This window comes from Corallococcus terminator (assembly GCF_003611635.1).
GTDB lineage: Bacteria > Myxococcota > Myxococcia > Myxococcales > Myxococcaceae > Corallococcus > Corallococcus terminator.
The window spans coordinates 100,482-127,131 of sequence record NZ_RAVZ01000001.1; the positions used below are offsets into that span (position 1 = coordinate 100,482).

Consider the following 26,650-nt stretch of genomic DNA (forward strand, 5'->3'; position numbering starts at 1 on the left):
TCCGCTGCTGACGGGCCGCATGTCCCTGGCCGCGAACAACGCGCCGGACCGGTGCGTCGTCTCCGGGCCGGTGGAAGAGATTGAACGGCTGCGCGACGTGCTGAAGCAGCAGGACGCGGGGGCGGTGCGCATGCCCGCGACGCACGCGTTCCACTCGGCGGACGTGGAGCCGCTGATGTCGGAGCTGGCGGACGTGGTAGCGGCGCTGACCCGCGCCGAGCCGACGGTGCGCTACGTCTCCAGCCTCACCGGCACCTGGAGCCGTCCGGGCGAGCTGTCCGCGCCGCGCTACTGGGCGGACCAGATGCGCAATCCGGTGCGCTTCCAGGAGGCCGTAGGGACGTTGCTGGAGGAGGGGTGCAGCGTGCTGCTGGAGGTGGGGCCCGGACAGGACCTCACCCCGATGGTGCGCGCGTGCCTGGGCCAGGACAAGGACCGCGTGAAGGCCCTGGCCACGCTGCGGCGGGGCGGCTCCACGACCGAGCACGCCAGCCTGCTGACGGCCCTGGGCGAGCTGTGGGCCACGGGCCTGCCGCTGGATTGGAAGGCGTTCTACGCCCACGAGCAGCGCCTGCACGTGCACCTGCCCACGTACCCCTTCATGCGCAAGCGGGTCTGGGCGGAGGCCACGCGCAACGCCGCGATGAAGGCGTCCGCACCCACGGCCTCCGCGCTCGCACCCTCGGCCTCCACGGTAGCGGCAGGGGCTGCCACGGCGACAGCCTCATCCACGCCCACGGCGCATGCACTCGCGCCCACGGCTCATGCACTCGCGCCCACGGGGCACGCCCTGGCTCCGGTGGCGGCGGGCCCCGCATCCACCGCGTCCGCGCCGACGCCGGAGATGTCCGCGCTCGCCTCGACAGCGGCAGCCCTCGCTCAGTCAGCGGCCCTGCTCGCCTCGACGGCTGCGGCCCTCGCGCAGTCGGCCTTCTCCCTGAGGCCCACGGGCTCCACCCTCGCTCCGGCGGTGCCCGCACTCGCGCCCAACGCACACAACTTCGTGCAGTCGGGGCCCGCGATCGCCTCCCCGGTACCCACCTTTGTGCAGTCGGGGCCCGCGACCGTATCCCCGACCCACGCCTTCGCTCCGACGCAGGCAGCCCTCACGCCGGTCCACGCTCCGCAGCTTCCGCAGGGAGCCCTGTCCGCCCCGACAACGGCCGCTCCCCGGACCGCGACGCAGGCTGCCGTCATACCGGGTGCACCCGTGCGCGAGGACTCGCCGCGCGGTGACACCGAGGAGCGCGTGGCCGCGCTCTGGCGCGAACGCCTGGGCCTGGAGTTCGTCGGACGCGACGACAACTTCCTCGAAATCGGCGGCAACTCGCTGATGGCCGCGCAGTTGCTCAACCAACTGCGTGACACGTTCGGCGTCCAGGTCCCGCTCGCGGCCCTGTTCGAAGCCCCCACCGTGGCCGGCATCGCCGCGCGCATCGAACCCATGCTGGCGCAGGCCCCCACGGTGGCGCCGACCCAGGAGCTCCCCCTGGAGCCCCTGCCCCGCACGGGCGAGCTGCCCCTGTCCTTCGTACAGGAGCGCGTGTGGCGCCTGGAGCAGCACCAGCCCGGGCTGTCCGCCTACAACATCCCCGTCGTCCTCAAGCTGGAGGGCCGGGCCTCCGTGGAGCCACTGGAGCAGGCCATCCAGGAGATCGTCCGCCGCCACGAGGCCCTGCGCACCACCTATGAGAAGGTGGACGGACGCCCCGTGCAGCGCTTCCACCCGCAAGTGCGCATTCCGCTGACGCGCGTGGATCTGACCGGCACGCCCGAAGAGCGCGAGCAGGAAGGACTGCGGCTCGCGCGCGAGGACGCGGCGCGTCCGTTCGATCTGGTGAACGGCCCCGTCCTGCGCACCACGCTCGTGAAGCAGGCGGAGGACGTGCACCTCCTGCTGCTCACCATCCATCACGTCGTCTGCGACACGCTGTCCATCGCCCTCTTCATCCACGAGCTGAGCCAGCTCTACGGCGCCTTCCGTCAGGGCCGCCCCTCGCCGCTCGCGCCGCTGCCCGTGCAGTACGCGGACTTCGGCGCCTGGCAGCGTCGCACCCTCGCCGAGCACCGCGTGCCGGAGCAGGAGCAGGGATGGCGCACCCGGCTCGCGGGCATGCCGCGCCAGCTTGGAGTGCCCACGGACCGGCCCCGTCCGGAGCACTGCCCGCTGACCTCGGAGCGCATGGGCGTGGACTTCCCGCCCCAGCTCGCCCGGGAGCTGCTGGCCTTCGGCAAGCGCGAGAACTTCACCGGCTACATGACGGTGCTCGCCGCGTGGAACGTGCTGCTGCACCGCTACACCGGGCAGACGGACATCGTCGTCGGAACGCCCATCGCCAATCGCACCCGTCCGGAGCTGCTGCCGCTCATCGGCTACGTGGCGCACTCGGCCGCCTTCCGCACCAGCCTCGCGGGCGACCCTTCCTTCCGCGAGCTGCTGGAGCGCGTGCGGCAGGAAGTGGCGGACGCGCAGTCCCGGCCAGACGTGCCGTTCGAGTACCTGGTGGAGCAGCTCGTCCCGGGCAAGGACATCGGCCGGGACCGCATGACCGACACCGTCTTCGTCTACCACAGCAACGCCGTCTCCAGCGTCGACACGCAGGACACGATGGGCGTGCGCACCTCCATCGTGGAGGTCCCCGGCACGCCGGTGCAGTGGGGCACGACGCTGTCGGACCTGACGCTCATCCTGTCCGAAGGGCCCGGAGGCGTGCACGGCGCGCTGGAGTACGCCACCGAACTCTTCGACGCGGCCACGGCCCGGCGCATGCTGGAGCACTTGCAGGCACTGCTCGCGTCCGCCCTCGCGAAGCCCGAGGAGCGCCTCTCCCGCCTGTCGCTCGCCACCGAACTCGAACGCAGCGCCTGGCCGCGTCCCCTGCCCGTCGCCACCGCGCCCGCGCTTCCCGCCCTGCTGGCCGACCGCGCCCGCCGTCACCCGGACACCGTGGCCCTCGCTCGCGACGGGCGGACATGGACCTGGGCGGAGCTGTCCACCCGCGCGACCGCCCTGGCGTCCCGTCTGCGGACGCTCGGGGTGAAGCCCGGGGAGCCGGTCGCCATCTGCCTGCGTCCCTCGCCGGAGAAGCTCGCGGCTTTGTGGGGCGTGCTGGAGGCCGGTGCCGCCGTGGTGGCGCTCGGTCCCACCGACCTGGGCAACCTCGCGCTCTACGCGCCCGAGGGCGCCGCCTCGCCCCGCATCGTGACGTGGAAGGGGATTGTCACCGCCGCGCGGCTGGAGGCCTCGCGCGTGCTGCACGTGGAGGACGTGCTCGAGCCGTCGGACGTGTCCCCCCCCGGCACGCAGCCAGTGCCGGAGCAGACCGTCGCGTGGTTGCTGCCCGCGGGGGCCGGCCAGCCCGCCTGGGCCCTGGGACATCCCGCGCTGACGGAGCTGTTCGCGGGGCTGGATGCGCGCCTGCACCCCACGGAGGGCAGCGCCTGGCTCGCGGCCGCCGAAGCATCCGCGGAGCGTCCGGAGCTGGAGTCGCTGTGGGCCCTGTCGCGTGGCCTGCGCGTGGTCTTCCCCTCCGAGCAGGTGACGGCGCAGCTCGTGAGGCTGCACGGCGGCGGACCGCGCACGCGCGCGTTGGACGTGAGCCTCAGCTACTTCGCCAACGATGAAGACTCCATGAGCGGCCCGAAGTACGAGCTGCTGATGGAGGGCGCGAAGTTCGCGGACGCGAACGGCTTCTCCGCCGTGTGGACGCCGGAGCGGCACTTCCACTCCTTCGGTGGCATCTACCCGCAGCCGGCCGTCATCGCCGCGGCGCTCGCCGCCGTGACGCGCAACGTGCGCCTGCGCTCCGGCAGCGTGGTGCTGCCGCTGCATGATCCGCTGCTCGTCGCGGAGCAGTGGGCCGTGGTGGACAACCTGTCCCAGGGCCGCGTGGACGTGTCCGTGGCCACCGGCTGGCACGTGCGGGACTTCAGCTTCGCGCCGCAGAACTACGCGGACCGGCGCAACATCCTGCTCAAGCACCTGGAGACGCTGCGCGCGGTCTGGCGCGGTGAGAGCCTGAAGCGGCTGGGCGGCAACGGCGTGATGGTGGAGGTGGGCCTGCGTCCGAAGCCCATCCAGAAGGAGCTGCCCGTGTGGCTCACCGCCACCGCGAACCCGGAGACCTTCCGGCTCGCGGGCGAGCTGGGCGCGGGCATCCTCACCGGCCTCTTCGCGCACTCGCTGGAGGAGCTGAAGCCGAAGGTGGCGCTGTACCGCGAAGCGTGGCGCCGCAACGGCCACCCGGGCCGGGGCCACATCACGTGCATGCTGCACACGTACCTGGGCGACGACGACCAGGAGGTGCTGCGCACGGTGCGCAAGCCGCTGCTCGGCTACTTCCGCAGCTCCGCGGACATCACCGCGTCGCTGCTCGCGGCGCAGGGCCACCAGGGGGAGATCGACAAGTTCTCCTCGCAGGACCTGGACACGCTCTTGGAGCACACCTTCGAGCACCACGCGAAGGTGACGGGCCTCATCGGCACGGTGGAAAGCGGGCTGCAGCGGCTTCGCGACGTGCGCGCCGCGGACGTGGATGAGGTGACGTGCCTCATCGACTTCGGCCTGGAGACGCCGGTGGTGCTGGAGGGCCTGCGCCGGCTGGCGAAGGTGCGCGTGCTGGCCGAGGCGGAAGCGCTCGCGCAGCACGAACAGGTGCGGGTGGAGGGCGGACAGGGCGTGGGCGAGTTGCTGGAGCTGGCGCGCCAGTCCGGAGCCGTGTTGCTGCACACCACCGCGCGACTGGCCCGGGCGCTGACGGAGCTGCCCGGAGCCCGCGAAGCGCTCGCGCCGTTCGGAGCGCTGGTGCTGGAGGGTGCATCCTCGGAGCTGGCGTCGGCGCTGCAACGGACCTCGGGCGTGGAGGTGCTGCTCGCGGGCGGCGCTGTCGACGGGGCGCTGCTGCCCCGGGCCCCGGGTGAACGCGTGCCGCCGGGCGTCCAGGTCTGGGTGCTGGACGATGCGGGCCAGCCGGTGCCCGCGAACGTGGTGGGCGAGCTGGCCTTGGGAGGGGCCGGCGTGCCGTGGGCGCTGTGGCGCTCCGCCGAGGAGGAGCACCGTCGCCTCGTGCCCCATCCGAGGGATGGGGCCTCGAAGCTGTACCGCACCGGCCGCACGGCGCGCCTGCGCGCGGATGGCCGCGTGGAGTCCGTGAGCCTTCCGGCCCGTATCCCCGCAGCACCGGCCGCGCCGCCGCGCCCGGCGCCTGTCGCCTCCACCCCTACCCGGCCTCTGGTGCCTCCGCCCGCCGCGACGAAGGGTCCTGGAGCACCACCGTCCATTCCTCGCGCGTCGAGGGCCCAGCCCCTGCCGCTCTCCTTCCCGCAGGAGCGGCTGTGGTACCTGCAGCAGTTGGATCCGTCGAGCGTCGCCTACAACAACGCCATCAACTTCCGTCTCACCGGAGCACTGGACGCGAAGGCGCTCCAGGCCGCGCTGGACGAACTGGTGCGGCGTCACGAGGTGCTGCGCACCACGTACACGCTGTCAGGCAATGGCCCGGTGCAGGTGGTGCATCCGGGGGGCAGCCTGCCCATGCCGATGGAAGTCATTCCGGGTGACACGCGGGAGGCGCGCGAGGCGGAGCTGCTGCGCCACTGCCGCGCCTTCTCGGACATGCCCTTCGACCTGGAGCGGGGCCCGGTGGTGCGCGCGCGCCTGCTCAAGCTGGGTGCCGAGGAGCATGTGCTCAACCTGGTGCTCCACCATGTCGTCTCCGACGCGTGGTGCGCCCTCGTGCTCGCGCGGGAGATGACGATCCTCTACGCCTGCTTCGGCGCGGGCATCCCGTCGCCGCTGCCGGAACTGCCCATCCAGTACGCGGACTTCGCGGTCTGGCAGCGGCAGTGGCTGGAAGGCGCGAACCTGGAAGAACAACTGCGCGCGTGGAAGGAGCAGCTCAGCGGCGTTCCGGCGCTGGAGCTGCCGACGGACCGCCCCCGCCCGGCGGTACAGTCCTACGCGGGCGATATCCACACCTTCCGCATCCCCCGCGAGGTGTCGGAGCCCCTGCTGGCCCTGGGCCGCAAGGAAGGCGCCACGTCGTTCATGGTGCTGATGGCGCTCTACCAGACGCTGCTGGGTCGCTACGCGAACCAGGACGACTTCGCGGTGGGCACGCCCATCGCCGCGCGCACGAAGCCGGAGGTGGAAGGCCTCATCGGCTGCTTCGTCAACACGCTGGCCTTCCGCGCGAAGCTGGAGGGTGCCCCCACCTTCCGCGAGCTGGTGAACCGCGTGAAGCAACAGGCCATGGGCGCCTACGCGCGCCAGGAGGCCCCGTTCGAGCGGCTGGTGGACGTGCTCCAGGTGCCGCGCGATCAGAGCCGCACGCCGGTGGTGCAGGTCCTGCTCAACGTCCTCAACACGCCGGAATCAGACGCCGCCGCGCCACAGTCGCTCCAGTTGAGCCAGGTGGAGGTGCCCACGGGCACGTCGAAGTTCGACCTGGGCCTGGATGTGTACGAGCAGCGCACGGGCCTGTACTGCCGGCTCGAGTACGCCACCCGCCTCTTCGACGAGGCCACCGTCGCCCGCCTCGCCGGACACCTGTCCCTGCTGGCCCAGGCCGTCGTCGCGTCGCCGGATCAGCCGCTGTCACGCCTGCCCCTGCTCACGGAGGACGAGCGTCAGCAGGTGCTCGTGCGGTGGAACGACACGCGCGTGGAGTACCCGCGCGGTGAGCGCATCCACGACCTCTTCGAGCAGCAGGTCGCCAGGAGCCCGGACGCCGTCGCCGTTGTGTTCGAAGGACAGCAGCTCACGTACGCGCAGCTCGACGCGAAGGCCAACCAGCTCGCGCGCCACCTGGGCACGCTGGGCGTGGGCCCCGAGGTGCTGGTGGGCGTGTGCCTGGAGCGCTCGGTGGAGATGGTCGTGGCGCTGCTGGGCGTGCTCAAGGCGGGCGCGGCCTACGTGCCGTTGGATCCGGCCTACCCGCGCGATCGCCTCCAGTGGATGTTGGAGGACACTGCGGCCCCCGTGCTGCTGGTGCAGGAGCACCTCGTCCCGAACCTGCCCCTGGAGGGTTCGAACACCCAGGTCGTGTGCCTGGACACCGGCTGGGAGGAGATCGCCCGGCACCCCACGACGGCGCCGGCACCGCGCGCCACCGCGGAGTCGCTGGCCTACGTCATCTTCACGTCGGGCAGCACCGGCCGTCCGAAGGGCGCGATGAACGCGCACGCGGGCGTCGTCAACCGCCTGCGCTGGATGCAGCAGGAGTACGGCCTCACGTCGGAAGACACGGTGTTGCAGAAGACGCCGTTCAGCTTCGACGTGTCCGTCTGGGAGTTCTTCTGGCCGCTGATGACGGGAGCGCGGCTGGTGGTGGCGCGTCCCGGTGGCCACCAGGAGCCGGCCTATCTGGTGCGGCTGATGGCCGACCAGCGCATCACCACGGCGCACTTCGTGCCGTCCATGCTGCGCGCCTTCGTGGAGGAGCCGGGCCTGGAGGGCCTGACGCACCTGCGCCGCGTGGTGTGCAGCGGCGAAGCCCTGCCCGCGGACCTGGTGCGCCGGGCGCATGCGCGGCTGCCCGTCGCGGAGGTGCACAACCTCTACGGCCCCACCGAGGCCGCGGTGGACGTGACGTACTGGCACTGCCCGCGCACGGAGGACCTGCGCCGCGTGCCCATTGGTCGTCCCGTCGCGAACACGCGGCTGCACGTGCTCGACCGCCATGGCCAGCCCGTTCCGGTGGGAGTCCCCGGTGAGCTGTTCCTCGCGGGCGTGCAGGTGGGCCGGGGCTACTGGCGCCGCCCGAACCTGACCGCCGAGCGCTTCATTCCGGATCCGTTCAGCACCACGCCCGGCGCGCGCATGTACCGCACGGGAGACCTGGCGCGCTGGCTGTCCGACGGCACGGTGGAGTACCTGGGCCGCGCGGACTTCCAGGTGAAGCTGCGCGGCTTCCGCATCGAGCTGGGCGAAATCGAAGCCGCGCTCCAGGCGCACCCTGGCGTGCGCGACGCCGTGGCCGTGGTGCGTCCGGATGCCTCCGGCGACGCGCGGCTGGTGGCCTACGTCACCGGGGATGCGGGCCCGCTGGAAGCCGCGACGCTGCGCGCGTTCCTCCTGGAGCGCCTGCCCGAATACATGGTGCCCTCGGTCTTCATGCACCTGGGCGTGCTGCCGCTCACGTCGAGCGGCAAGGTGGACCGCAAGGCCCTGCCCGCGCCGGAGGTGTCGGTGGTGGCCAGAGGCCGGTACGTGGCCCCGCGCGGCGCCGCCGAGCAGTCCCTCACCGACATCTTCACCGAGGTGTTGGGCGTCGAGCGCGTGGGCGTGAACGACAGCTTCTTCGAGCTGGGCGGTCACTCGCTGCGCGCCACGCAGGTCGTCGCGCGCGTGCGCACGGCCTTCGGCGTGGAGCTGGGCCTGCGCGTGCTCTTCGAGGCGCCCACGGTGGCCGCGCTGGCTCAGCGGCTCCAGGCCCTCCAGGATCCCAGCCGTCCGGCCTTCACGGCCCCACCGCTGGCGGTCGCGGACCGGAGCGCGGGGCTGCCCCTGTCCTTCGCGCAGCAGCGGCTGTGGTTCATCCACCAGCTCGACCCGTCGGACACGACGTACAACATCCCCGCGGCCCTGAAGCTGGAGGGCACGCTGGACGTGGGCGCGCTCCGGCGCGGCTTCGAGGAGCTGGTGCGCCGCCACGAGTCCCTGCGCACCACCTTCCGCACCGAAGCGGGAGAGCCGTTCCAGGACATCCACGCGCCCACGCCGTGGTCGCTCCCGGTGACGGACCTGACGCACCTGCCCGAAGCATCCTCCCGTCAGGCGGAGGCCCTGCGCCTCGCCACCGAAGAGGCCCGCCGTCCGTTCGACCTGGAGCAGGGGCAGCTCCTGCGCACGCTGCTGCTGAAGCTGGGCGACACCGAGCACGTGCTGGTGCTGAACATCCACCACATCGTCTCCGACGGCTGGTCCGTGGGCGTGCTGGTGCGGGAGATCGCGGCGCTGTACGCGGCCTTCCTCCAGGGCCAGTCCTCGCCGCTGCCGGAGCTGCCGGTGCAGTACGCGGACTACTCGGCGTGGCAGCGGGACTGGCTGCGAGGCCCGGTGCTCGACGCGCAGCTCGACTACTGGCGCGGCCAGCTCACGGGGGCCTCGGCGCACCTGGAGCTGCCGACGGACAAGCAGCGTCCTGCGCGGCAGTCCTTCGAGGGCGCGGTGGTGCCGGTGCGCCTGCCGCGAGCGATGAGTGACGCGGTGGAGGCCCTGGCGAAGCGCGAAGGGGTCACGCCCTTCATGGTGCTCCTGGCCGTCTGGCAGCTCGTGTTGCAGCGCTACTCGGGGCAGGAGGACATCTCGGTGGGTTCGCCCATCGCGGGCCGCCGGCACGTGGAGTCCGAAGCGCTGATCGGCTTCTTCGTCAACACGCTGGTGCTGCGCGCCCGCGTGAAGGGTGACGCCACCTTCCGCCAGCTCCTGGCGCAGGTGCGCGACACCACGCTGGGCGCGTACGAGCACCAGGACCTGCCCTTCGAGAAGCTGGTGGAGGTGCTGCATCCGGCGCGAGACCTGAGCCGCAGCCCCCTCTTCCAGGTGCTCTTCACCCTGCAGAACGCGCCCGTCTCCGAGCTGTCCCTGCCCGGGCTCACCCTGCGGCCCGTGGACGTCAACAGCGGGATGGCGAAGTTCGACCTGGACCTGACGCTCCAACGCGAGGAGCAGGGCTTCACGGGCAGCCTCACCTACGCCACCGCCCTGTTCCATCCGGACACCGCGGCCCGCATGGTCACGCACCTGATGGTGCTGCTGGATGCGGCCATCGCCGCGCCGGAGCTGCCGCTGTCCCAGTTGCGGATGCTGACGCCGGCCGAGCGTCACACGCTGCTCGTGGAGTGGAACGACACGCGCCCCCAACTGCGTCGCGGTCTCATCCACGACCTCGTCGCCTGGCAGGTGGCGCGCACGCCCGACGCCACCGCCCTCGTCGTCGGCACCGAGCGGCTCAGCTACGCGAAGCTGGAGGCCCGCGCCAACCAGCTCGCGCACCACCTGCGCTCGCGAGGCGTCGGGCCCGAGGTGCGCGTCGCCCTCTGCCTGGAGCGCTCCACCGACCTCGTCGTCGGCCTGCTCGCCATCCTCAAGGCGGGCGGCACCTACGTGCCCCTCGACCCGGCCTACCCCCGCCAGCGGCTCGACTTCACCCTCACCGACTCCGGCGCCCGGCTGCTGCTCTCCCAGCAGTCGCTGCTCGATTCGCTCCAGCTCGACACCCAGGGCCTCGACACCCTCTGCCTCGACGCCCTCCCGGAGAGCATCGCCGCACTGCCTGCGTCCGCGCCGAGCACGGACGTGACGGAGGCGAACCTCGCCTACGTCATCTACACGTCGGGCTCCACGGGCAGGCCCAAGGGCGTCGCCATCTCCCACGCCAGCGCCACGGCCTTCCTGGACTGGGCCCTCGCCACCTACTCCCCGGCCCAACTGGCCGGCACGCTGGCTGCCACCTCCGTCTGCTTCGACCTCTCCGTCTTCGAGCTCTTCGCGCCCCTCGCCTGCGGCGGCGCCGTCCTGCTCGCCGACAACGCGCTGGCCCTGCCGCGCCTGCCCGCGACCTCCGAGGTGACGCTCATCAACACCGTCCCCTCCGCCATTGCGGAGCTGCTGCGCGTGGGCGCCATTCCGCCCTCCGCGCGCACCATCAACCTCGCCGGTGAGCCGCTTCCGGGCACCCTCGTGCGCGCCCTCTACGCCACGGGCACCATCGAGCACGTCTTCAACCTCTACGGCCCCACCGAGGACACCACCTACTCCACCTTCACCCGCGTCCCCGAAGGCCCGGCGGAGCCCACCATCGGCCTGCCCCTTCCGGAGACGAGCGCCTACGTCCTCAGTCCCCACCTGCACCCGCAGCCCATCGGTGTCCCGGGCGAGCTGTACCTGGCGGGTGCTGGCCTCGCACGCGGCTACCTTGGCCGCGCCGACCTCACCGCCGAGCGCTTCGTCCCGGATCCGTTCAGCCCCACGCCCGGCGCCCGCATGTACCGCACCGGCGACCTCGCGCGCCGTCGCGCCGACGCGCAGTTGGAGTACCTGGGCCGCACCGACTTCATGGTGAAGCTGCGCGGCTTCCGCATCGAGCTGGGCGAAGTCGAAGCCACCCTGCGCCAGCACCCGTCCGTCCAGCAGGCCCTCGTCCTGGCACGCCGCGACTCCCCCACCGGAGACCCGCGCCTCGTCGCCTACGTCGTCGGATCCAATCCCAACTCCAGCGAGCTGCGCGCCCACCTCCAGCAGAAGCTGCCCGAGTACATGGTGCCCGCGGTCTTCGTGCCGCTCGCCGCCTTCCCCCTCACGCCCAACGGCAAGGTGGACCGCAAGGCTCTGCCCGCGCCGGAAGCCAGCGCCACACAGCGCGACCGCTACGTCGCCCCGCGCACGCCGACAGAGCAGCAGCTCGCCGCGCTCTGGTCGGAGGTGCTCCGCGTCGAGCGCGTGGGCAGCGAGGATCACTTCTTCGAGCTGGGAGGCCACTCGCTGCTGGCCACGCAGGTGGTGGCCCGGGTTCGCGCCACCTTCGGGGTGGAACTGCCGCTGCGCGCCCTCTTCGAGGCCCCGGTCCTGGAGCAGCTCGCCCAGCGCATCGACACCACGGGACACACGACCGCACTGCCCGCCCCGCGGCCCACGCCGAGGACGGACGCCGCCCTGCCCCTGTCCTTCGCGCAGCAGCGCCTCTGGTTCCTTGATCAGCTCCAGCCCGGTGACGCGTCCTACAACATGCCGTTCGCGCTCCGGCTGGACGGCACGCTGGACGAAGCCGCGTTGGAGCGGGCCTTCACGGAGCTGGTGCGCCGTCACGAAGCCCTGCGCACCACCCTGGTGGACGAGGGCGGTACGCCCGTGCAGCGCATCCACGCGCCCGCACCCTTCCACCTCCGCGCGCTCGACCTGAGCGGGCACGAGGCTGCCGAGGCCGAGGCACGCCGTCTGGCCCATGCGGATGCAGCGCGTCCGTTCGATCTCGCCCGTGGACCGCTCCTGCGAGCAAGCCTGCTGCGGCTGTCCGAGCGGCAGCACGTGCTGCTGCTCAACCTGCACCACGTCATCTCCGACGGCTGGTCCAGCGGGGTACTGGTGCGCGAAGTGGCCGCGCTCTACGCGGCCTTCAGCCAGGGCCGTCCCTCGCCCCTGCGGGAGCTGCCCGTGCAGTACGCCGACTACGCCGTGTGGCAGCGCCGGTGGCTGTCAGGCGATGTGCTCGCGCGCCAGGTGTCGTGGTGGAAGCAGCAGCTCGCGGGAGCCCCCACGCAGTTGGAGCTGCCCACGGACTTCCCCCGTCCGCCGGTTCCGTCCAACCGGGGTGCCCGGGTGCCGTTGCGCCTGTCGTCCGAGTTGAGCCGGGCCGTCGAAGCGCTGGCCCAGCGCGAGGGCGCCACGTCCTTCATGTTGCTGCTGTCCGCGTGGCAGCTCCTGTTGTCGCGCTACAGCGGCCAGGATGACCTCCTCGTCGGAACGCCCATCGCGGGACGCCGTCACGCGGAGACCGAAGGCCTCATCGGCTTCTTCGTCAACACGCTGGTGCTGCGCGCCCAGGTGGACGGAGCGAGCACCTTCCGCCAGTGGCTCGCCCAGGTGCGCGAGTCCACCCTGGGAGCCTTCGAGCACCAGGACGCCCCGTTCGAGAAGCTCGTCGAGGAACTCCAGCCGCAGCGCGACCTGAGCCGTTCAGCGCTCTTCCAGGCGTTCTTCGCGATGCAGAACGTGCCGGTGCAGGCGCTCGCCCTGCCCTCGCTGTCCCTGCAACCGCTCGGGGACGACACGGAAGGCCTCGCCAAGTTCGAGCTTTCCCTCGACCTGAACGAGACCCCGGAGGGCCTCATCGGCGCGCTCCAGTACAGCGTCGACCTGCTCACGCCGGCCACCGCCAGTCGCATGGCCCGGCACTTCCAGGTGCTGCTGGAGGCCATCACCGCCCAGCCCGACCTGCGTCTCTCCGAGCTGCCGATGCTGACGCCGGACGAGCGCCAGCAACTGCTCCACGCCTGGAACGAAAACCGCGAGGAGTCCCAGCCCGGCATCACCTTCCCCGTTGCCTTCGAGCAGCAGGTCGCACGCACACCGCAAGCGCCCGCCGTGCAGTTCGAAGACACGGTGCTCTCGTTCGCGCAGCTCAACGCCCAGGCCAACCAGCTCGCCCGGCACCTGCGCACGCTTGGCGTGGGCCCCGAGTCCCGCGTCGCCCTCTGCTTCGAGCGCTCCTTGGACATGCTCGTCGCCCTCCTGTCCGTCCTGAAGGCTGGCGGCGCCTACGTCCCGCTGGACCCTGCATGGCCCGAGCAGCGCCGCTCCTTCGCCATCCAGGACTGCGCGGCAACGGTGGTCCTCACGCAGCAACACCTCGCCACGTCCTGGCTGCCGGAGGGCGTATCGGTGGTGCGCGTGGATGCGAATGACGCGCCCTGGGCCAAGCTGCCCGAGCACGACCTGGAGCCGAGCGCGACGTCGGAAGACCTCGCGTACGTCATCTACACGTCCGGCTCCACGGGCACGCCCAAGGGCGTGATGATCCGGCACGGCGCCGTACTCAACCTGCACGCGGCCCTGCGGCGCACCGTCTACCAGGGGCTGTCCACCGGTACGCGGGTCAGCGTCAACGCACCGCTGGCCTTCGACGCCTCCGTGCAGCAGCTCGTCCAACTGCTCGACGGCCATTGCCTGTGCATCGTCCCGGAAGCCACGCGGCAGGATGCGGAGGCGATGGTGGCGTGGCAGCGCCAGTACCAGGTCGAGGCCATCGACTGCACACCGTCCCTGCTGCGGCTGCTGCTCCAGGCCGGGCTGCTCGAAGGCAACACCGCGCCCACCCTCCTGGTCCCCGGCGGTGAAGCGATCGACGAGGCCACCTGGAGCACGCTGGCGGCCTCCGAGCGCACCCGCACCTTCAACGTCTACGGCCCCACCGAGTGCACCGTCGACGCCACCACCTTCGCTGTCCGTCACGGCACGAAGCCCACGCTGGGAGGCCCGCTGCTCAACATGCGGACCTACGTGCTGGACGCGAACCTGCACCCGGTCCCGGTGGGAGTGCCCGGTGAGCTCTTCATCGCGGGCGAAGGCCTGGCGCGAGGCTACCTGGGCCGGCCCCACCTCACCGCCGAGCGCTTCATCCCGAACCCCTTCGCCACCGAGCCCGGCGAGCGCATGTACCGCACGGGCGACAAGGCCCGCTGGAATCAGGACGGCACGCTGGAGTACCTGGGCCGCATCGACTTCCAGGTGAAGCTGCGCGGCTTCCGCATCGAGCTGGGCGAAATCGAGGTCGCGCTCCAGGGCCATCCTGAAATCCAGGACGCCACGGTCCTGGTGCGCGAGGACGTCCCGGGAGATCAGCGCCTCGTCGCGTACGTGGTGCCCACCGCAGAGCTGGAGCCGAATGCCCTGCGCGCGTTCCTCAAGCAGCGGCTGCCCGAGTACATGGTGCCGGCGACCTTCGTCACGCTGGCCACCCTCCCGCTGACGGCCAACGGCAAGGTGGACCGCAAGGCCCTCCCCGCGCCGGAGGCGGGCCTCGCGAGGCGCGAGCAGCATGTCGCGCCCCGCACAACCACGGAGCGGCAGCTCGCCGAGCTGTGGGCGCACGTGCTGCGCATCGAGCGCATCGGCCGGAAGGATCACTTCTTCGAACTGGGAGGCCACTCGCTGCTGGCCACGCAGGTGGTGTCGAGGGTCCGCGCCGCCTTCGGGGTGGAGCTGCCGCTGCGAGCCCTCTTCGAGGCCCCGATCCTGGATCAGCTCGCCCTGCGGGTGGAGCAGGCCCCCAGCACGCAGGCCCTGCCCGCCCTGGTGGCCACGCCAAGGACGAACGCCCCCCTGCCCCTGTCCTTCGCGCAGCAGCGGCTGTGGTTGATCGAACAGCTCCAGCCCGGAGGGTCGGCCTACAACATCCCGTCCGCGCTCCGGCTCGATGGAGCGTTGAACGTGGGCGCGTTGGAGCAGGCCTTCACGGAGCTGGTGCGCCGTCACGAAGCCCTGCGCACCACGCTGCATGAAGAGGGCGGCACGCCGGTGCAGCACATCCATCCGCCGACGCCCTTCCGGCTGCCGGTGGTCGACCTGGGTGCGCACGAAGCCGCGGAGACCGAAGCCCGGCGCCTGGCGCTGGAAGAAGCAGGAACGCCGTTCGATCTCGTCCGCGGGCCGCTCCTGCGAGCAAGCCTGTTGCGTCTGTCTGAACGGCAGCACGTGCTGCTGCTCAACCTGCACCACGTCATCTCCGACGGCTGGTCCAGCGGGGTGTTGGTGCGTGAAGTGTCCGCGCTCTACGAGGCCTTCCGTCAGGGCCGCCCCTCGCCGTTGCCCGAGCTGCCCCTCCAGTACGCCGACTACGCGGTCTGGCAGCGCTCGTGGTTGCAGGGCGAGGTGCTGGAGCGCCAGGTGTCCTGGTGGAAGCAGCAGCTCACGGGTGCACCGCACGCCCTGGAGCTGCCCACCGACTTCGCGCGTCCGCCCGTGCAGTCCACGCGAGGAGGCGCCGTCCACTTCCGCCTGCCCGTGTCGGTGAGTCAGGCGCTGGAGGCGCTGGGCCAGGAGGAGGGAGCCACCCTCTTCATGGTCCTGCTGGCCTCCACGCAGACCCTGCTCGCGCGCTACTCGGGCCAGGACGATATCGTCATCGGTACGCCCATCGCGGGCCGTCGCTTCGCGGAGCTGGAAGGCCTCATCGGCTTCTTCGTGAACACGCTGGCGCTGCGAGCCCGCCTGGACGCCGCCCCCACCTTCCGCCAACTGCTGGCCCGGGCGAGGGAGACGACCCTGGGAGCCCAGGCCCACCAGGACGTCCCGTTCGAGAAGCTCGTCGAGGAGCTGCAACCGCAGCGAGACCTGAGCCGCACGCCGCTCTTCCAGGCGATGCTCCTCGTGCAGAACACGCCCACGTCGGGTCCCGCCACGGAGCAGGAAGCGCTGTCCATCCAGCCCGTGGAGCTGGAAGACCACGCCGCGAAGTTCGACCTCACGTTCGCCTTCGCCACGTCACCGGAAGGACTGCGGGGCGCCATCACCTACAGCGCCGACCTCTTCCGGGAAGAGACGATCCAGAGGCTCGTGAAGCACCTCCAGGTGCTGCTCGAGTCCGCGGTGGCCAAGCCTGACACCCGGGTGTCCGAGCTGCCGATGCTGACGCCGGACGAGCGCCAGCAACTGCTTCACGCCTGGAACGAAACCCGCGAGGAGCCGTCCTCCGACATCACCTTCCCCGTCGCCTTCGAGCAGCAGGTCGCCCGCACACCGCAAGCGCCCGCCGTGCAGTTCGAGGACACGGTGCTCTCGTTCGCGCAGCTCAACGCCCAGGCCAATCGGCTCGCCCGGCACCTGCGCACGATGGGCGTGGGCCCCGAGTCCCGCGTCGCCCTCTGCTTCGAGCGCTCCGTCGACATGCTCGTCGCCCTCCTCTCAGTCCTGAAGGCTGGCGGCGCCTACGTCCCGCTGGACCCTGCATGGCCCGAGCAGCGCCGCGCCTTCGCCATCCAGGACTGCGCGGCAACGGTGGTCCTCACGCAACAACACCTCGCCACGTCCTGGCTGCCGGAGGGCGTATCGGTGGTGCGCGTGGATGCGAATGACGCGCCCTGGGCCAAGCTGCCCGAGCACGACCTGGAGCCGAGCGCGACGCAGGAAAACCTCGCGTACGTCATCTACACGTCCGGCTCCACGGGCACGCCCAAGGGCGTGATGATCCGGCACGGCGCCGTACTCAACCTGCAAAGGGGCCTGCGGCGCACCGTCTACCAGGGGGTGCCCACGGGCATGCGGCTGAGCATCAACGCACCGCTCGCCTTCGACGCCTCCGTGCAGCAGTTGGTCCATCTGGTGGATGGCCACTGCATGTTCATCGTCCCGGAGGCCACGCGTCAGGACGCGGAGGCCCTGGTGGCGTGGCAGCGGCGGTATCGGGTCGAGGCCATCGACAGCACGCCGTCCCTGCTGCGGCTGCTGCTCCAGGCAGGCCTGTTGGAAGGCACGGGCGCGCCCACCCTGCTAGCCCCCGGAGGCGAGGCGATCGACGAGGCCACCTGGAACCTGCTGGCCGCGTCCAAGACCACGCGCACCTTCAACTGCTACGGCCCCACCGAGTGCACCGTGGAAGCCACGGTCGGAGAAGTCCGCCCGGGCACGAAGCCCACGTTGGGAGGCCCGCTGCTCAATACCCGCACCTACGTGCTGGACGCGAACCTGCACCCCGTTCCGGTGGGAGTGTCCGGAGAGCTCTTCATCGCGGGCGCGGGCCTGGCACGAGGCTACCTGGGCCGGCCCCACCTCACCGCCGAGCGCTTCATCCCGAACCCCTTCGCCACCGAGCCCGGCGAGCGCATGTACCGCACGGGCGACAAGGCCCGCTGGAATCAGGACGGCACGCTGGAGTACCTGGGCCGCATCGACTTCCAGGTGAAGCTGCGTGGCTTCCGCATCGAGCTGGGCGAAATCGAGGTCGCGCTCCAGGGCCATCCAGAGATCCAGGACGCCACGGTCCTGGTGCGCGAGGACATCCCGGGAGATCAGCGCCTCGTCGCGTACGTGGTGCCCACCGCAGAGCTGGAGCCGAGCGCCCTGCGCGCGTTCCTCAAGCAGCGGCTGCCCGACTACATGGTGCCCTTCGTCTACGTCCCGCTGACGGCCCTCCCGCTGACGCCCAGCGGGAAGGTGGACCGCAAGGCCCTCCCCGCACCGGAGGCGGCCCTCTTCGGCGGCACCTACGAGGCGCCACGCAATCACCTGGAGCAGGAGCTGGCGACGATCTGGGAGGAGCTGCTCGGCATCAAGCCCATCGGGGTGAAGAGCCACTTCTTCGAACTGGGCGGCCACTCGCTCCTCGCGGTGCGCCTCATGGCCGTCATCCGTGATCGCATGAAGCGGCAACTGCCCCTGGCCGCGCTGTTCCAGGCGCCCACCGTGGAGCAACTGGCCGAGCTGCTGGACCAGGCTCCCACGGCCTTCTCACCGCTCGTGCCCATCCGGCGCAGTGGCACACGCCGGCCGTTCTTCTGCGTCCACCCCGTGGGCGGCAACGTGTTGAGCTACGCGGAGCTGGCGCAGGCCCTGGGACCGGATCAGCCCTTCTACGCCCTCCAGTCGTCGGGCCTGGACGGGAAGCCGTTCTCACCGAGCACCATCGAGCAGATGGCGGCGACCTACCTCGACGCCATCCGCACCGTCCAACCCCAGGGCCCCTACCGCCTGGGAGGCTGGTCCATGGGCTCGCTGGTGGCCTTCGAGATGGCTCGCCAGCTCCAGGCACGGGGGGACACCGTGGAGGTGCTGACCCTCATCGACCCGAGCAACGCCACCGAAGCGCGCGTGGACATCGACGTCGACGATCCCGCGCAGGTGCTGGCACAGTTCGCCAGCGACCAGGGCCAGCTCGCGAACCAGGAGGCCTGGGTCCCCCAGGTGGAGCTGCCGCAGGTGCGAACCCTCTTCCAGGTCTTCGCCAACAACCTGCGGGCCCTGAAGCACTACCAACCCCAACCCCTCGCGGGCCGCATCGTCGTGCTGCGCGCCAGCGAGCGGCATGCGACGGAGCAGAACGACCGGGGCTGGAGTGCGCTCGCCCAGGACGGACTCCTGCTCCTGGACGTGCCCGGCGACCACTACAGCGTGCTGCGCGCACCGAACGTGCAAACGCTGGCGGAGCGGCTCAAGCGATTGCTTACATAGGCGCCCAACCCCAGACGTCGTATGCGCGCACGGCAACGTCCTATCTAGCCACGAATAGGTGGCTAGACTAGGAATCCCCTTGTCTGTCCCTCATCAAGACGTAGGCAAGAGCCATGCGATCCGTCCCTGTTTCCCTGTTCCTGACGCTGACGGTGCTCTGCGGTTGTGAGAGCACCGAAACGCCGTCCCCTTCGCCGTTGCGTGCGACGATCCACCGGACCACGCACGGCATTCCCCACATCCAGGCGGACGGGTACCGCTCCCTGGGGGCCGGAGTCGGCTACGCGCAGGCGCAGGACGCGGTCTGCATCCTGGCGGATCAATTCCTGAAGGTCCGCGCCGAGCGCGCGAAGTACTTCGGCCGGGGCCCCCAGGATGCCTATGTGGAGAGCGACTTCACGTACCGGGGGCTCGCGCTGCGCACGCGCGCCGAGGCCACCTTCGCCACGCAATCCCAGGAGCTGCAGGAGCTCGTGAAGGGGTATGTGGCGGGCTACAACCAGTACCTGAAGGACACGCCCGCGGATCAGCGCCCCGCGCCGTGCAAGGGCGCGAACTGGGTGAAGCCCATCAGCGCCTTCGACCTGCTGGCCTACCACCTGGACCTGTCGCTGTTCGACACGCTCATCCCGCTGCTCGGCTACGTGGCGAACGCGCAGCCGCCGCAGGTGGGAGGCCAGATCCGGGGACCGCACTCCCAGGCCCTCGCGCTGTCTCCGCGCAAGGATGAGCTGGGCAGCAACGGCTGGGCCCTGGGCCGCGAGAAGACAGCGGGAGGCCGGGGCATGCTGGTCGCAAACCCGCACTTCCCCTGGGAGGGAAGCCTGCGGTTCCACGAGAGCCACCAGACCATCCCCGGGAAGCTCGACGTGTACGGCGTGTCGCTGCTGGGCGTGCCGGTGGTCAACATCGGCTTCAACCGCGACATCGCCTGGACGCACACGGTGACGGCCTCCAGCCACCTCACGCTGTACCGGCTCAATCTGGTGCCGGGAGACCCCACGGCGTACGTCTACGACGGACAGGTCCGCCGGATGACGGGCGAGGAGCACACCATCGCCGTGCGCCAGGACGACGGCAGTCTGGGAACGGAGAAGCGCACGTACTGGCGCAGCCACCACGGCCCGATGCTCGCAGGGCCCGGCGCCGACTGGTCGAATGAGACGGCCTACACGGTGCGAGACGCCACCGAAGGCAACGACCGGTTCGCGGAGCACTGGTTGCGGATGAACGTGGCCCACAGCATCGAGGAGGCCACGAACGTGGAGCGCACGGTCCGAGGCGCGCCCTGGGTCAACACCCTCCTGGCGAGCGCGGACGGCAGCACGCGCTACGTGGATGCGTCCCCCGTCCCCGCGCTGAGCGCGCAGACCGTGGAGGCCTACCTCGCCTCGCTCGAGTCCACGCCGGACGCCCCCGTCTTCGCGTCGCTGGGCCTGGTCCTCCTGGATGGCAGCACGTCCCGTGACGAATGGGTGGGCCTGGAGGGCGAGGCACGAGGCCTGGTGCCGGCGCAGGTCGTGCCGCAGCTCGAGCGGACCGACTACGTGATGAACGCGAATGATCCGGCGACGTTCGCGAACCCCGCCGCGCCGCTGCTCGACCTGCCCTTCGGCTATGAAATCTTCGGGACGCGGGGCCGGCTCAGCACCCGGTCGCACATGAACCTGTCCCTCATCACCGAGCAGGGAGAGGCCGCGGCGGCCGGAAGCGACGGGCGCTTCACGTTGGATGAGCTGGAGCAGGCCATCCTGAGCAACCGCACGTGGGTGGCGGAGCAACTGCGCGCGCCCGTCGTGCAGCGCTGCCAGGGCGCGGATCCGGTCATCGTGGAGGGCGTCCCGGTCGACATCACGGAGGCCTGTCAGTTGCTGGCGACGTGGGATGGCCGGCTGGACCTGGACCGCAAGGGCGCCATCGTGTGGCGTGAGTTCCTGAACGGGTTCGACCGTTCGGCGCTGACCCAGAAGAGCGTGCTCTTCGCGCAGCCGTTCGATCCGCTCCAGGCCGCCACCACTCCGTCAGGCCTGACGCCGGCCCCGACGGAGGGGACGGATCCGGTGCACCAGAAGCTGGCGGAGGCGGTGGCCATCCTGACGAAGGCGGGCATCCCGGTGGGCTCCCGACTGGGTGAGGTGCAGTTCACGCGCAAGGAGGACCGGGTCATCCCGATGCATGGTGGTGCCGCGTTCGAGGGTGTCACCAATGTCGTCGGCTACTCCGGAGTGAATGCGACGCTGCTGCCCCAGTCCCAGCAGGAGGGCGCGCTCGTGTCCCCTGGCACGGGGCTGACCGAGAAGGAGGGCTACCTCGTCGACTTCGGGACGAGCTTCCTGATGGTGATGGAGTTCACGCCGCAGGGCCCGCGAGCGAACGCGGTCCTCTCCTACTCCGAGAACACCGACCCGGCCTCGCCCCGTTTCGCGGATCAGACGGACCTCTTCGCCGCGAAGCACCTGCGTCCCATCCTGTTCAACGAGGCGGACATCCTCGCGGATCCGGAGCTCATGACGACGGAGCTGAAGATCAGCAACACGTCGAAGCTGGAGTAGCGGGCCAGCGCCGTGGGGCCGGACAAGCCTCCGTGCCCCACCGCACTCGCCTCCGGGAGTGGAAGCCCCCGGAGCCCTGCTCGCGCGACGAGGCGAGGCCCGTGGGCGGTTCACGGCCTGCGGACCATGCACACCCTTCAGGTGGAGCCTTCGCGCCGTTGCTTCGTGCGCGCCCGGTGCGGCCGTCCCTCCTGGATTGCGCGTGCACGGGGAAGCGCCCGCCATGGAACCCACGACCCGAGCCATCGCCCTCCTGCCCGGTCAGGTCATCGTCTCGTTGAACTTCGACGACGGCCTGGCCAGTCAGACCCTCGGAGCGGCAAGCCTGGAGGCTCGCGGGATGCGCGGGACCTTCTTCGTCCACAGCACGCGGATGGGCCAGTCCGGCCGGCTCACGCTCGCTCAGGTGCGCGCACTCCGGGACGCCGGGCACGAGATTGGCGGCCACACGCTGACCCACCCACACCTCACCGAACTCTCCGCGGATGATCAGCGCAAGGAGATCTGCAACGACCGGGTCGCCCTGCTGAACGCCGGCTTCCGCGTCACGTCGTTCGCGTACCCCTTCGGGGACAAGGACGCGACCACGCGGCGGATCGTCATGGACTGCAACTACAACTCAGCCCGTGAGAGCGGCGGGCTGCGCACCGCGACCGGAGGCTCAGGCAACCCCTACGCTGAACCGGTGCCGCCCGCGGATCCGTATGCCATCAGGACCCACGGCTCCGTGCAGAGCACCACCACCCTCACGGACCTGAAGAACTACGTCCTGCGCGCGGAGGAGTCAGGAGGAGGCTGGGTGCCCATCGTCTTCCACCACATCTGCGGACCCTGCAATCCGCCGCAGACGTACTCCATCGCACCCGCCACGCTCACGGCGTTCGTGGACTGGCTGGCCACCCGCGCATCAAGGGGCACCACCGTCGCGACCATGGACGCGGTCATCGGCGGCGTGCTGAAGCCGCCCGTGAGCTGGCCGCCGTCGCAGCTCCTGAAGAACCCTTCGCTGGAGACGGACATCAACGGGGACGGGACGCCAGACTGCTGGCAGAGAGGCGGCTTCGGCTCCAACACCTTCTCGTGGACGCGGACGCAAGACGCCCACGGAGGGAGCTGGGCCCAGCAGGTGCGCATCACGCAGATCTCCAGCGGAGACCGGAAGCTCATCACCCGGCAGGACGACAGCACCTGCACGCCGACGCCCACGGCGGGGCATCACTACCGCATCTCCGCCTGGTACAAGGCCACCACGGCTGTCCGGTTCAAGGCGTACTACCGCAACAGCACGGGAGCATGGACCTACTGGTCCCAGGGTCCCCTGCTCCCCGCGCGCACCAGCTACACCTTCGCCGAATGGACGACGCCCGCAGCCCCTTCCGAGGCCCGGGCCCTGAGCATGGGGCTTTCCATCGATCAGGTCGGCACGCTGACCATGGATGACTTCGCGCTCGCGGATGTGGAGGCGAGTGCATCACCGTGAGCTCGTGGCTCCTTCGACGGGGCAGAGCGGCTGGTGCGACTGGAGTCCAGAACCGGTGAGCGCACTCGGCTTGCCCTTGCCCTGATCCGTCGTAGCCTGCTCTACCCACTTGCGGAAAGCCGTCTCGGTCAGGTCAAAGTCCCGCGCCACCTCCACGTGAAGTTGCCCCGGTTTCGTGGCTCTCCCGCACTTCGTGTGGTTCCCCTCTGGGGAGTAGGCAGACACGGCATGCTGCCAGCGGGGCGAATACACCCTGGGAATGGAAACGCTGTACCCACTTCCTGGGTGTCGGGTGGACCGGGTGGCCCACGGTAGCGCGGCGGGTGTCGTCCTCGGGGTGCGCATGGAGGGCACAGGAGCACGATGTCCCTCCTGCCAGACGTCCAGTACCGCGGTGCATGGTAGCTACGTCCGACGCCCGGCGGACCTGCCCGCCGCAGGGCGCGTCGTGCAACTCAAGCTGCGTGTGCGGCGCTTCTGCTGCCGAAACCCGGAATGCTCCCGCCGCACGTTCGCGGAGCGGCCGGTGCGCCTGCTGGCCGCTCAGGCTCGGCGGACACGGCGGCTGGCCACCGCGCAGTGCGCCGTTGCAATCACAGCCGGGGCAGAGGCTGGGGCCAGGCTGCTCAAGCCCCTGGCCATGCCCACCAGTCCCGATACCCTCCTGCGGCTGATTCGCCGCGCTCCGCTGCCTCTTCCCAGCCCCGCTCGCGTCCTGGGCCTCGGCCTGCGGGTGTGCACCACGCCCTCGTACTCCACCCAGAGCAACGGCATGGCCGAGGCCTTCGTGAAGACCTTCAAGCGCGACTACGTCTACATCAACGAGCTGCACTCGGCAGCCCACGTCCTGGCGCAACTGCCCGCCTGGTTCGACGACTACAACCGCTGCCACCCTCACCGCGGCCTCAAGATGAAGTCACCCCGCGAGTTCCGTACTGCTAACTCTCAACCCTGAACTGTCCGATTTGACGGGGGCAACTCCAGGGCCGCTGGGCCAAGCCCTCTCCTACGCCCGAAAACAGTGGGACGCCCTCACCCGATTCGTCACCGACGAGCGCCTGCCCCTGGACAACAACCGCAGCGAGGGCGCGCTGAGAAAAGCCGCCCTGGGCAGGAAGAACTTTCTCTTCGTCGGCCACGAGGCCGCGGGGGAGAACCTCGCCGGCCTCTACGCCCTCGTCGCCACCTGCGAGGCCAACGGCGTCAATCCCGAGGACTACCTCGCCGACGTGCTGCTGCGCGTCCAGACGCACCCGAATGCCCGCATCGGGGAGCTGCTGCCGGACGAGTGGAAGCGACTGCGCGCTGCCGACGCGGCCTGACACCTCGTGTCTCCATCCGTCGCACCGCTCGTCACCGCACGCATCCCGTCCGCCTTCAAGCGATCCGGCACGTCGTTGGCCGGACGGTTACGCGGAGACCGCGACGTTGGCGCGCATCAAGCAGGACGAGGAAGCGTCGCGTGTCGTCGCATTGACCCGGCGGTTTTGCGAACTCGTGCGCTCGCGGGGCGTTTCACAGAGAGCAAGACCAACGAGGTCTTGTAGGCCCTTTGAAGCGTGGTTGGGCGAGGCGCGTGCGTGCGGGGTACGCGCGGTGGAAACCTTTGCGGAGGGCCTCGAACAGGACGGCGATGCCGTCCGGGCCGCCCTGACCTCTCCCTGGAGCAACGCCCAGGCCGAGGGCCAAATCACGAAGCTCAAGCTTCTCAAGCGTCAGATGCATGGCCGCGCCAATTTCGACCTACTGCGTCGTCGAGTGCTGCTCACCGTTTGAACCTACGGTCCACACGAAGTGCGGGAGAGCCACGAAACCGGGGCAACTTCACTCATTCGGATGGTCAGCCAATGGCCGGGAGAATAGCTCCAGGAGGCGTTGAGTTTTCTCTCTCTTTGAGCCTCCAGCTCTCAACCTGTGCTTCACCAAGGCAGCATCAAGCTGCTTGGAATCGAGCTCCATCATTAGCGAAGCCTCGCTGAATCGAGATTCCTGAAGCAACTGGACGAGTTGCTCTTTTGAGCCAGTCATCCGCGATGCGCCAATCCCCGAGAGAATGTCCGATAGATCCTGGCCTCGGAACGAAGCGAAGAGTGCTTCAAAGGAGGGCGGGGACAAATGGCGCGGCTCGGGAGGAGGCGGCGGAGGGTCGGTCGGCTTCGGTCGAATATCGTATCCGAGAGCGAAGAAACGGACCAAGCGGGTAACGAGCTCGTCCTTGCTCCCTCCCGTCGCGAGTTCGACTTCGCGGCACATTTCGCGAAGCGTCGCAAGCGGCACCAATGTCAAGACTTCGGTAGGCTGCACGTAGTTGTCCACGAGACGCTGGATTTTCTCCTCTTTGGTACCGCTCGTCCGGAGGGATGCTGCTTCGAGGGCCCCACTCGCATCGGCTCCCGTCAGGCGCTCAAAGAGTCGCTTGCGAGCTGCGGCGCCAGCTTCGAGGCCAAGCACTTGTCGAGCAAGCGGGACGAGGTCTTCCGGGAATCGGAGCAGGCTGCCCGAAATATATGCCAGCCCACTCGAACGCAGTCCGTTGAGGGCCCCGATGAAGGCGTGGTCCGCGTTCCATAGCGGGTGGAAATCCTCGTGGTGCTCAATGAGAAAATGCTCGACTTGACGAATCTTCAGCTCGCGACGAAGCACGCCCAGGAGTGCGGCTTCGGAGGCATCAAGTTCTAGTTCGTTCCGCCGCGCCTCAAGCAGCACGCGTCGGTAGACGACGAGCCCGTTATCACGTCCCAGGATTTGGCCGCTGCCCACCCGTCGCGCCAAATCGAGGGTTTCGGCGATGACGCTCTCCTTCAGGCTATCGAGTGGGAGAGCGTACCCCTCCGCATCGATCATCCGCTCAAGCATTCGGAAGGACGGGGGCTGGAGATTGTAAATAGTTTCTCGGACGTGCTTTGGGCTACGCAGCACGCTCTCCAGGTTGACGCACACCGCCGTGCGGCTCTCTGCTTCACCCACCTCAAGATGGTGGTGGGCGAGTCGATCGAGCGTGTCTTGGTCCAAGCCTGCGAGGAGTTCCTCAAGCCGCATAGGTGCAGTCTTACATGTTTTCTGCGAGTGCCGTGAGGCCAAACTGTCCAAGTACCGAATTCAAGGCGTCACCCTCTAGAGCGTCGAACAGGTTAGGTCACGCCGCGAGCTGGTAGCGCGCTGCGACCTCAAGGTTTTGGACGACCGCGAGTCGCCTGAGGTCAAAGAGGTTGCGGCGCGTGCCTCGATAACGGGCCTTTGGGCCCTGGCGGTTGGCGAGATGTGCCAGACAATGCTCGACGCCGACACGCTCGCGGAGTTGTGCGCGGCCTGCGCGCGACTGAAGGCGCGAGCGAAGGCGCTTCTGGAGTCGCTCGTCGTCGCCCATCGTGACGCTGCGCCCCTTGCCGGACGCGGCCTGGGTACAACTCGAGCGTAGCTTGCACGGCCCGCAGGCTTCCGGGTCGAAGTGCACGACGGCGCCGGGTTCGAAGGGCTCTACCTCGCCAGCAGGGCACGTGAGGGTGCCGTCGCGGAGGTTCACTTTGAAGTCGCGCTTGCCGAACAGTCCGGGCTTCGCGCTGGCTCCTCGCCACGGTCGGCAGACGATGTCGCCGCCGCTCGTCAGCACGTCCTCGGCCATCGTGCTGTTGAGGTACGCCCTGTCGATGAGGAGGACGTCGGGGAAGAGGTCCTGGTGGGCCATGTCTTGCTGCAGCGCATGGGTTGCCTCCTCTTCGGGGCGGTTGGCTGGCGTCACGGCGCAGGCCACCACGAGTTCGGTATCGAGGTCGATGCCGACGTGCTGCTTGTAGCCATTGAAGCGCTTGCTCTTGCTCTTGCGCCCGTGGCGCATGTCGGCGTCTTCGATGGAGATGCGCCTGTCGGCCGCCACGCCTTGTCGAATCTGAACGCCGCCTTCGGAGCGCGGCTCGAGGTCCTGTTCGCGCACCTGCGCGAGCGCTTCGATGGAGC

General features: G+C 69.9%; 6 protein-coding genes and 3 pseudogenes (1 of these 9 running past the window's edge). 7 read left to right on the plus strand and 2 right to left on the minus strand.

Features of this window, described 5'->3' with window-relative positions; all coding sequences use genetic code 11:
- The 7 genes and pseudogenes from D7V88_RS00155 to D7V88_RS00180 all read left to right on the plus strand — a co-directional run.
- A protein-coding gene (locus D7V88_RS00155; RefSeq protein ID WP_120538536.1) for a non-ribosomal peptide synthase/polyketide synthase crosses the window boundary here: on the plus strand, window positions 1-18,664 show its 3' portion. It extends 16,229 nt beyond the left edge of the window; the window shows 18,664 of its 34,893 coding nt (coding positions 16,230-34,893); its start codon lies off the left edge, out of view; the stop codon is at window positions 18,662-18,664.
- A 113-nt stretch (window positions 18,665-18,777) separates the two neighbouring features.
- Window positions 18,778-21,216 (plus strand): penicillin acylase family protein, encoded by a 2,439-nt coding sequence (locus D7V88_RS00160; RefSeq protein ID WP_120538537.1) that lies wholly within the window; start codon window positions 18,778-18,780, stop codon window positions 21,214-21,216.
- A 223-nt stretch (window positions 21,217-21,439) separates the two neighbouring features.
- On the plus strand, window positions 21,440-22,696 hold the full coding sequence (locus tag D7V88_RS00165) for a polysaccharide deacetylase family protein (RefSeq protein ID WP_147448540.1): 1,257 nt from the start codon (window positions 21,440-21,442) through the stop codon (window positions 22,694-22,696).
- 343 nt (window positions 22,697-23,039) lie between these two features.
- A pseudogene (locus D7V88_RS45635) lies at window positions 23,040-23,174 on the plus strand (transposase family protein); the annotation flags it as partial.
- Window positions 23,175-23,417: 243 nt separating this feature from the next.
- Window positions 23,418-23,651 (plus strand): annotated as a pseudogene (locus tag D7V88_RS44105) (integrase core domain-containing protein); the annotation flags it as partial.
- Window positions 23,652-23,682: 31 nt separating this feature from the next.
- Window positions 23,683-24,018 (plus strand): annotated as a pseudogene (locus D7V88_RS00175) (IS66 family transposase); the annotation flags it as partial.
- 106 nt (window positions 24,019-24,124) lie between these two features.
- Complete coding sequence (locus D7V88_RS00180) at window positions 24,125-24,472, plus strand: transposase (RefSeq protein WP_372241060.1); 348 nt, start codon at window positions 24,125-24,127, stop codon at window positions 24,470-24,472.
- 48 nt (window positions 24,473-24,520) lie between these two features.
- On the opposite strand, the gene D7V88_RS42510 is transcribed toward D7V88_RS00180, so the two are convergent.
- Window positions 24,521-25,708: an SAP domain-containing protein gene (locus tag D7V88_RS42510; RefSeq protein WP_147448541.1), complete on the minus strand. Its 1,188-nt coding sequence runs from the start codon at window positions 25,706-25,708 to the stop codon at window positions 24,521-24,523.
- Between the two features lie 124 nt (window positions 25,709-25,832).
- Window positions 25,833-26,650: transposase (locus tag D7V88_RS00195; RefSeq protein WP_147448542.1), on the minus strand; the 818-nt coding region annotated here is incomplete at its 5' end.

Bases quoted from the DNA above. Each gene is read 5' to 3' on its own strand.
- D7V88_RS00160 (WP_120538537.1), top strand. From the start codon at position 18,778: ATGCGATCCGTCCCTGTTTCCCTGTTCCTGACGCTGACGGTGCTCTGC.
- D7V88_RS00165 (WP_147448540.1), top strand. From the start codon at position 21,440: ATGGAACCCACGACCCGAGCCATCGCCCTCCTGCCCGGTCAGGTCATC.